This window comes from Chryseosolibacter indicum (assembly GCF_018598585.1).
Lineage (GTDB): Bacteria > Bacteroidota > Bacteroidia > Cytophagales > Cyclobacteriaceae > Chryseosolibacter > Chryseosolibacter indicus.
This window is the reverse complement of the sequence record NZ_JAHESD010000050.1, coordinates 35,660-46,174: the sequence shown is the minus strand read 5'-3', so window position 1 is coordinate 46,174 and position 10,515 is coordinate 35,660. Positions and strand designations below refer to the sequence as shown.

The following is a 10,515-nucleotide window of genomic DNA, read 5'->3' as shown; positions in this document are numbered from 1 at the left end:
TCACAGACAAACACAAAACGAATAAAAAAAAAAAACGCGGGACCAAAAAAATCCACAACAGCCAAAAACGGCGGCCGCAGAAGCAAAACGTCAGGAGCACATTGCGTTAATAGCGCGTGATTCAGCCCGGATTGCTCAAACAGAAGCGGAGATACAGAAAGACCTCGCTATCAGAAATGCTCAGCTCGCGCGCGATAATGAGGAGCTGGCAAATGCTCAGAAACAAAGGGCGGAGATAGAAGAGCAAAATGCACTTCAGGCCCGTGACCTTGCTGTAGAAAAAGAACAAGAAGCAAAGGCACAGAAAGCCTTGGCCGACAAGAGGCGATACATTGCCATTGCAAAAGCTATGGCCATTAAGTCTAAAGAACTGTCAAGTGATCCTGATCAGCAATCATTACTGGCGCAGCAAGCCTATAACTTTAACAAAGCGTACGGAGATTACGACTATGACAATGACATCTACAATGGTTTGTTCTACGCTTTAAGAACACAAAATCACACGCTTACCAAAAGTCTTGAAGGACATAAAAAAGGTGGCGCAAGGGCGCTTGAAACGCGAAGCGATGGCAATCATATTTTCTCTGGTGGCAGTGATGGAAAAATAATCCAATGGAGTTACATAAATGGTCAATGGCGGGCCCTTGAGATAGTTGCTGACCGCGTTAGTGATAATAATCCTAACAATGATTACCTCGTATTTTCATTGGACATTAGTCCTGATGAATCATTATTAGTTGCCGGAGGAAGTTATCCTAAAAACCCCGATCAGAATTACGCAGAACTGTATAACCTGAATAAACCCGATCAGGCTCCCAAAAAGATTTTTGGTTTTAAATCTGACATCGATGATATACACTTTACCCCTGATGGAAAAGGATTTTATGCAAGAGATAATTCAGGTAAAAGTATCCGTTATTCTGACCTAAGCACCGCAAAAGAAATTATTTCTCCCAGAGAAAGAATCACATCACTTGACCTAAGTGCTGACGGAAGTAAACTTGCAGGAGCAGGAATTAATGGGGTGCTTTATATATGGGACATCAAAAACAATTTTACTGAATCAGCGATTAAAGTCTCCAATGCAAGTCTTACGTCAATTTGTTTTACTCCGGATAAGAAGATAGTGATTGGTAATACAAACGGGCAAGTGTTCTTTGTTGACAATGGCATCCTCTCCCGTCCGCTTACAGGTCACACTTCAAATATTGAACACATAAAATTCAATAATGCAGGAACGTTCATGGCAACGGCGAGTAAAGACTTTACTGTTCGCCTTTGGAACTACAAAGATCTAACCAAACAACCCATTGTTTTAAGCGATCATGATTGGGTATGGAATGTTGCCTTTACTCCCGATGATGAACAACTTATTGCAGGCATTCAAAGTGTAAAGGAAACAAGGGTTGGACAGGTAGATCAGACGATTCATGCATGGCCGACAAGAATACAAACCATGTCGGGTATTTTATGTGGATTTCTACCTCGCAACTTAAGTAAGGATGAATGGGAGACGTATGTAGACAAAGATCTTCCTTACGTATTAACGTGCGAAAGTCTGCCATCTAACAACAAATAAGTATAACTAACCAGATAATCGTTCGTATTAAACGATTATCACAAATGCTAATAATAACCTCCTATGAGGAAAACCCTACTACTCATAGTGGTGACAATGTCATCGCATTACCTTGCAATAGGTCAATCAACCTGTACGCAAACTTTACGTCTGGCCCAATCAGCTTATGATCAGGGTCGTCTTCAGGAACTTCCAGCGTTAATTCAGAACTGTCTGAAAAACGGCTTTACCAATCAGGAACGGATTAATGCCTATAAGTTATTAACCCTTACATACATCTATCTTGAAGAACCGGGAAAAGCTGATGAAGAAATGCTGAACTTACTGAAGGCCGATCCCTATTTTAAAGTAAACTCCGCTGTTGATCCCGCTGAATTTATTGCCTTATACAGAACATTCAGAACAGAACCTATTTACCGTCTTGGTGTAAATATTGGCGTTAACACCACTCAGCCCAACGTTACTGAACGCATTACCACAAACCAGGGTGACAGTAAGTATAAGAATGCACTTGGTTTTCAGGCAGGTATTGTCGGCGAAATTCCATTAACGAAGAAACTCACGCTAAACCCTGGAGTATTATTTCAACAAAAAGCATTTGATCTTACAAACCGCGTTTACCGTGGATTAGATGAGGTAACAAATGTTGCTGTTTACAATACAACTACAGCACAGGAAAAGCAGAATTGGGTTACTGTTCCCTTATCAGTTCAATATATTTTAAAAGATGAGACCAATTTTATTCCATACCTTTCTCTGGGCATAACCCCTGACCTTCTTCTTGCCTCAAACGTTACTACAGAAACGTTACAAGACAATGCAGGAGCGGTTCAACAGAAAACCATCGAAATAACACGTGAGCGCTTTAACATAAGCGCGACTGCTTCTGCGGGAATCAAAATGCGCATCTTCGGCGGATATATGACAGCCGAGTTAAAATATCTTTATGGGTTAACCAAAGTCAACTCAGCCAATACATACTACCAGAACATTGAAATTAACTTCAACAACAACGTAGGCGATGCGTTGTTCAGGCTCAGCTCACTCTCGATAACTGCTGGGTACGTTCAGAACATTTTCAAACCTAAAAAACTCCAAGTAGGAAAATGAAATTCATCTTTGTCTTCGTAATTGCATTGACTGCTGCATCCTGCAACAACATTGATGATGCTAAAATCTCGCCCAATAAAACATTCATCAAGTTCTTTCATGGTTTGAATAGCTACACTGGAGTAGACCTAAAGGTGGTTTCTGATGGCTACGTCTTATTGGGAAATACAACCAGTAATGAAGGAAGATATTCAACAGTACTTATAACAACAGATAAAAAAGGTTCACCATCAGGCAAAACTGTTTATATCCCGGGGATAAGGTCGAAGTCGTTCGAGATACTATCTACAGGTGAGTATATTGTATTAGGAGACAGCATCCAACGAAATGAGAACACGGATAACGTCGCAAACATTGAAATCCTTTCAACACATATTTTGAAAGTTACAGCAGACGGAACGGTATTAAATAAGCAAAAGTTCGAAGACAAGAATACCAACCAGTCATCTGCCATAACAGATTTCATGAGTAGTTCTATGCAGCTTACTGAAAACGGTGACATTGTCGCTCTTGGGTTGTATAAACAGGATTTATCAAGTGCTGAAAAACCATTCATTGCATTACTTGATAAAGATTTACAATTGAAATGGATGAAGCAGTATGATTTGCTTGAACGTAACTATGTTAATAGCAAGTCAATCTACTACGACAATGGCAATATTCTATGGGCTTCATCCATCTTAAAACCTGCTTTTAATGAAAGCTATTTAGCCATTCCGGTGGCAGCCGAAAACTCCACTTTCAAAAATTTTTCTTTGAGAGGAGAAACATCAAGTCAATTTTATAAGGCAGGAGATATCTGCAGAGACTACAATCAAGCAATGGGCTTTGCTGTAGTGGGAACCCGTTCTCAAACAGATGGAGCAAACGCCAACATATACTTTGCGCGTGTGAACAGGCAGGGTAGCTTTATCGAAGGCTCCGAGAAATTGTATGATGGAAGTAGTTTGTTTAATGACAGAACTGTATCTGCAATGGAGTCGGCAAATCAAGACAGTGGTGAAGGCATTACATCAACACATGACGGTGGTTATGTTATTATCGGAACAACTAAGGGAGGGACAAGTACAAGAGATGCTTATGTAATTAAAGCAGATGCCTTTGGTAACATTATCTGGAGTAAAATTTATGGAGGAGACGGGGATGAAGATGTAATATCAGTAGCTGAAGATACAGATGGCAGCCTTATTATTTGCGGAACTAATACAATGTCTGGCTTATCATCAATGATGCTATTGAAGATTGATGAAAATGGTGAACTAAAAAATTAATTCTTTAAGAGCTATAGTATATTTCTATGATACGTTTATTACCCCACATTCTAAGTCTGGTACTTATAACTTCTTTAGGATTCGCACAGGAACCTACCAACCATCCGACAGGCTTTACAGCAACGGCTACAAGTTCTTCTTCAATTCGTCTGTCATGGACTGGCGCAACGGGTGCTACCATCCCTGCAAACTACCTGATCGTTGCAAGGAAATCTTCAGGTGGTGTTTTTCAAACTGTAACGGATGGAACTGCTGTAGCAGATGACAACGATTTTTCAGACAGTAACAAAAATGGTGCTATCAATGTTACGCATGATAGTGGTCTAAATGAATACGATTGGACGGGATTAGACAACCAAACTGCGTATGAATTTCAAATCTATCCGTATACGGGCGCAGGAGCAAGTTCTAATTATAAAACCTCATCTCCCCTTTCCGCATCTGCTACTACCTTTGCTGACGAACCTACTAATCAACCTTCAGGTTTAAATGTATCAGTACTTGGAGAGAGTTCAATACGACTTACATGGAATGGGGCGGTGGGTGCTGTAACCCCATCAAACTACCTGATTGTGGCAAAGAAAAATTCCGGAGGTTCTTATCCTTCTGTGGTAGATGGTGTTGCGGTAGCCAATGATATTGATTTTACCGGCGCAGATTTAAATGGTGCACACAATGTTGTACATACCGCAGGGGTTAACCAATATGATTGGACTGGGCTGGATCCCAACACTTCATACGATTTTGCAGTTTATGCTTATAACGGATCATCCGCCACTATTAATTATAATACAGCAAGTGTTCCAACTATATCTGCTACAACATTAGCCGTACAACCTTCCAACCAACCTACTGCTTTTGCAGCATCTGCCATTAACGCAACCACCATACGATTAACCTGGACAGGCGCAACGGGTACAAATCTTCCATCTAATTATATTATTGTAGCTAAGAAAAATCCCTCAGGGACATTTCACACCATAACGGATGGAAATACGCTCGCTGATGACAATGATTTTACCGATGCTAATTTCAGGGGTGTAATTAACGTCGCACATATTGCGGGCCCTGACCACTATGATTGGACGGGACTTGATCCTCAAGCCAATTACAATTTTCAAATATATTCCTATAATGGATCAGGCTCTTCAATAAATTACAAAACTGATTCTCCTCCCTCAGCAAATAGCTTTACTTATGCACTCGAACCGTCAGCCCACCCTTCAGACTTCGATGCCGTAGCAACAAGTTCAACGCAGATAACACTGTTTTTTACCGCTGCCAATACAATTACAAACGCAGATGGATATATTATTTTAAGAAGAAGTGATGGCGCAGATCCCACTGTTACCGGAATAGATGATGGTGTAGCTCCAGGTTCATTTACGTTACCAAGCGGAACTACCGTAATTACTACCGTAACCTCTCCTTCTGATGTTTCATATGTCCATACCGGTTTAACCGCAGGAACGCAGTACAATTATGCTATTATTCCTTTTAATTGGAATGGCGTCAACAGCCAAACTTACAATTACTTAACAAGTGCAACTATTTTAACTGCCTCGGAAACTCCCTCGACAGGGGTAGCAGTGACACCAGCGAATACCGCATCAGTCTGCCAGGGATCTTCTATAACCTTATCCAACATTACTATTGCGGAAGTAGGAAAGAGTGATATTGCAAATCAAGGAACAATTATCTTTGAGCTTGATAATTTGGCTTACAGTTTTGTACCCGGTCAGGGAAGTGTCTCTGTTAGCCCAGGACCTCCAGGTACGATGTATAATGATATTGAAACACTTTCAATAGTTGTTAATGCATCGCGAATTACCATTACTTATACTTTGGACGGTAACAATAATGACAAAGAGTCAATTATTATCAGTGGAATTAAAGTCACTTATGATGGTTCATCAAACTCAACTGCCCACATTAATAAGACCGGAGGAAGTGGAACGATTAATGGATTGACCGGTAACCTTGCTACAATCAACGCAGGTAGTAATGCGGCGAGTCCTGCAGTTACATTTACACCACATACATATTGTCAGGGAGATGTTATTAATCCTCGTCCAATTGTTACAGCCAACAACATTAATGTTAAGTGGTATTCTGATGTTAACCTTACTACAGAAATAACAGGGCTTTCTAACCCTGCTAATCCGACTTCAGCGGACATGACTTTGCTTGGATTTGTAACATCATCCTCAGCTACCATTACTCGGTATGTTACACAAACCCCTGGAGTCTGCAGAAGCGCAGCAACACCAGTTACCTTAACCGTAAATCCTACCCCCACTGCAGACATTACATTAGTTTCGGGTTCTGCAGCCTTATGTTCGGGAAATGCAATAACGTTAAGGGCGACACCTTCCGCTGCATTTAACTATACCTTCAGAAGGTACAATTCTTCGGATGTACTACAAACTTCAATTAACAACGGTAGTAACCAAAACCTTAACAGAATAGCAGGAACAGATTTTACAAACGGAGATAAATTTTCTGTAGTTGTTCAACAGGTAACAGGAGGCTGTTCAAAAGAAAGTAATAGAATTGATTTTACAGTTAATCCAACCCCTGCTGTTAGCTTCGCTCCCTCTGGTACAGAAGCGATGGTAAGGACACAATTTAATAATACACAGGACCCTTATGAATTAAATGCAACTGTAATACCCAATAATGGAACAGGAGTATTTTCAGGCTTGGGTGTTAGTTTATATCCTGATGGAAAATACAAATTCAACCCGCAGGTTGCAGGCACCGCTAACAATCCAATTACAATTACTTATACCCATACGAGTGATGCAGGTTGTTCTAACAGTACCTCTATTGCTGTAAACGTATTTAGCTCTTCAGCAATTGTAAACAACTTACAAAACCAGTATTGTGTTTCCGATGGATTGAGTAGCGTATTAAGCCATAATCCTGCAACGATTCCTGTTACCACAACCTATATCCGAATAAGATTGTATCGATTTGCTGGTAATGGACCGCATGGGTACCTTGATGTCGCCGATCCTGCAAATTATCAAAATATGTTCCAGGAAGTTGTTGGAAGTAATCCTAAAACATTTCGATTAAATCCATCTGCTGTGGGGGCTGGGTCCTACTATCTTGACGTATTTGTTACAAACGGAACTACTGAATACTTAGCAGTTTATGGAAGAACAACAATCAGCGAGAATCCTGTAGCACCTTCTTTTGAGGCTATTGCCCCGCTTTGCGTTTCTGATGATATTTCCAATAGAGAAGTTAAAGTAACATCTGGCGGGACCATCCAATGGTATAGCAATAACTCGCTTACATCTCCCATTCCAATATCACCCAACCCGGCCACTCCAAAATTTTCTCAATTAAACGTTCCTGAAAATAGTGCAGGTACTTTTACATCTTACATGACAACTACAATTAATGGATGCACGAGTCCTGCTTCACAAGTTAATATTGTTGTTAATAGTAACCCTACTCCTCCTGCAGTGCCGTCTATACCTGCCTATTGTTCGAATGACGCATTTCTGCCAATTACAGTAGCAGGAGGAAGTGGTGCATACAGGTGGTATGGCGCCCTGGCAGCAAACACACCTGACCGGGATGTAGTTTATTCTCCAACTTCAAATACGGCAACACCAGGTCAGCTGGAAGTCCCTAATAGCGTCACGTCAACAACAACTTTTCAACGTTTTGTTTCGCAGATTATAAATTCCTGCGAAAGCCCTGTATCCACCATAAATATTACAGTTAAACAAGTTCCTTTACCACCCTTAAGCAATTCAGCTGAGTATTGCTTAAATGCAGCAATTTCTCCTTTGCAGGTAACTACCTCATCGCCTTCAGCCACTGTTAAGTGGTATAACGACGAAACACAAAGCCCTGCAAATGAAATAACTGTAACAACACCAACGAATGCTTCACCTGTTGAGTTAGCGCTTTCTTCCTCCAGCCCATTTACTTTTAACAGGTTTGTAACGCAAACAATTGACGGATGCCAGAGTTCTAACAGAAAAGTAACCATAACAATCAAGGATCTTCCTGCTGTTGCTATCAGTACAGCAAATCCTGAAATTGATTTAACAGAAATATGTAAGTCAGATGGACCTATATCAATTAAGTCCATTCCAGGAGGAACATGGGGAGGCACTGCATTTACTGGGTTAGGTAACTTTGGCTCTGGAACTGTAGATATTTTACCAAATAGTCCAACCTTTAATCCCGGCAGCTCTTACAACCTTACTTATACTTATTCAGATGCTTCTACTTCCTGTTCAAACCAGGCATCTGCTACTATCACCATTCTTCCAAGTATCCATGCTCAGGTTGATCTAGGCACTTCCTGCAATGGCTTTTTCGTAGACATTGATAATAACTCAGAGATTATTCCTTCTTCAGCTACCTCTACCATAACCAGCTACTCATGGAATTTCGATGACAACACCGGTATCCTTGATTTTGGTAACGGCCTTATACCTGATAATACTCATGGAGGTACTACTAAAGGGACCTATAGAAATATCAAACACAAATTCCCGACTGTAAGAAATTATTCTGTCAATTACAGGATGATGACAAGTGATGGATGTGTGGTTTCTGGTACTGCTCCAATTGATATCTATCCCATACCAAATGCAAACTTTACCTGGAGGGATGCATGCCTGGGAACAGAAACTTATTTTAATGCCACAATCTCCAACGGCGTTTCTATTGCATCTTACGATTGGAATTTTAATAAGAAAAACCAATTGGCGATAAATACGCTTCATGGCGAATATACAGATTCTCCCGAAGTGGTTTACGGCACTATTGGTATGGATACTGTACGTTTAATTGTACAATCTGTTAACAACTGTCGTGATACAGTTGAAAAACCTGTTTTTATAACTCCGCGGGTTGCTCCTATCACCGAAAATGATTCTTATGCTCAAACTTTTGATAATGGAAGCGGAGGCTGGATTAGCGGTGGTACGAATTCATCATGGGGATTTGGAAAACCTTCTGCTGTAATTATTAACCGTGATTCTTCTGCGACGGGTAATGGCAATGCATGGAAGACAAACCTCCACGGGAAAAGCAATGCAAATGAGCAATCGTGGGTATTGAGTCCATGCTTTGACTTCAGTCAGGCAAAAAAGCCAGTTATCGCCATGGACATCTGGTCTGAAACACCAAGAGGTTTGGATGGCGCTGTATTACAGTATAACGAAACAGGTAATATTGAAGATAGCAATAACTGGAAAGTACTTGGTGATATTAGTACAGGTGTTAACTGGTATGATCATAATGGTATAACTTCAAGCCCTGGCAACCAATCGTCAACCGATGTTGGATGGACAGGCGATGCTTCAGGAGGAAAGTACAAAAGCTGGAGGCACGCTGTCTATAAACTAGACGAACTTATCGGTAAATCTGATGTGAAGTTCCGGATTGCTTTTGCAAGCAACACTGGCAGCAGAGAAGGGTTTGCTTTTGATAATATTGTTGTAGGGGAAAGAAGTCGTTCCATCCTCATTGAAAACTTTACTAACTCGTCGGCTGTTGCAAACGCACGTGCACAAAACGAGTTCTTTAATCAACTGACAGACGTGTCCTCTGAAATTATAGGTTTACAATATCACACTGCATTTCCTGGAGAAGATCCACTTAATAAAGCGAACCAGAATATGAATAATGCAAGGGCCGCATTTTATGGACTGACAAGCTCTCCTTCATTAAGAATAGATGGTTCTTTCCAAAACGGACCCTATTCCAACTGGGCTCCTTTGATGTACGACAACCGTGTGCTCGAGCCGTCTCCGTTGAGAATAGATATAGTACCTGTTAAAGACGGGGATGTTGTAAAAATCAATACAAAAATTACGAACACCGCAGGTGCTTCAATAAATACGAGTGACCTGAACGTGTTTACGGTTATTGTTGAAAAGAAAATCGACAACCCCGCCTTCTTAGGAAACAACGGCGATCAACTGTTCAAGTATGTGGCGAGAGATATATTACCTTCACCGGCAGGGCTTCAACTGCCCGCAATGTTTCAACCAGGAGAGTCTTATTCCGTTCCTTCCATTGAATGGAACAAATTAAGCCTTATTGATCCAAATGAAGGTGCCATTGTAGTCTTTGTTCAAAAGGTAACTGCAAGCTCCAAAGAAGTTATTCAGGCAAAACTGGTTGATCACCCTGCTCGTCCTGTATTAGTAACAGGATCAGAAATCGCTTTAGAAGGCACAATAAACGTTTATCCGGTTCCTGCTAGTGAAGTACTTAATGTCGAACTGTCGGAAACTGTAAACAAAGAAAGTTCAATACATGTTTTTGATAGCTTTGGGAAACTTGTATTGCGTAGTAACGTAAATACAGGTGAAAGATCAAAGTCTTTGTCGACCAGAGATCTTACTTCGGGGGTATATTTGTTACAAATAGAAACGAACAGAGGCCTATTACAGAAGAAAGTTTCAATAGTTCACTAATTGATTACTACTTATTCGGACATTGAAAGCCATTTGAATATGGAATGGCTCTCAATGTCTTATAGCTTACATTATCAGAAAGCAATGTTCTATTTGG

General features: G+C 40.7%; 4 protein-coding genes. All 4 read left to right on the top strand.

Features of this window, described 5'->3' with window-relative positions:
* Positions 1 to 310 precede the first annotated feature (310 nt).
* Complete coding sequence (locus KK060_RS18255; RefSeq protein ID WP_254155217.1) at positions 311 to 1,579, top strand: WD40 repeat domain-containing protein; 1,269 nt, start codon at positions 311 to 313, stop codon at positions 1,577 to 1,579.
* A gap of 63 nt (positions 1,580 to 1,642) precedes the next feature.
* Entirely contained in the window at positions 1,643 to 2,689 is a 1,047-nt protein-coding gene (locus tag KK060_RS18250) for a porin family protein (RefSeq protein WP_254155216.1), read from the top strand.
* Positions 2,686 to 3,960 carry a hypothetical protein gene (locus tag KK060_RS18245; RefSeq protein ID WP_254155215.1) on the top strand — a complete coding sequence of 425 codons (1,275 nt, stop codon included), beginning with the start codon at positions 2,686 to 2,688 and terminating at the stop codon, positions 3,958 to 3,960. Before KK060_RS18250 ends, KK060_RS18245 begins: the two co-directional genes overlap by 4 nt.
* A 26-nt stretch (positions 3,961 to 3,986) precedes the next feature.
* Positions 3,987 to 10,418 (top strand): fibronectin type III domain-containing protein, encoded by a 6,432-nt coding sequence (locus tag KK060_RS18240; protein ID WP_254155214.1) that lies wholly within the window; start codon positions 3,987 to 3,989, stop codon positions 10,416 to 10,418.
* The last annotated feature ends 97 nt before the right edge of the window (positions 10,419 to 10,515 follow it).

Bases quoted from the DNA above. Each gene is read 5' to 3' on its own strand.
- KK060_RS18240 (WP_254155214.1), top strand. From the start codon at position 3,987: ATGATACGTTTATTACCCCACATTCTAAGTCTGGTACTTATAACTTCT.
- KK060_RS18245 (WP_254155215.1), top strand. From the start codon at position 2,686: ATGAAATTCATCTTTGTCTTCGTAATTGCATTGACTGCTGCATCCTGC.
- KK060_RS18250 (WP_254155216.1), top strand. From the start codon at position 1,643: ATGAGGAAAACCCTACTACTCATAGTGGTGACAATGTCATCGCATTAC.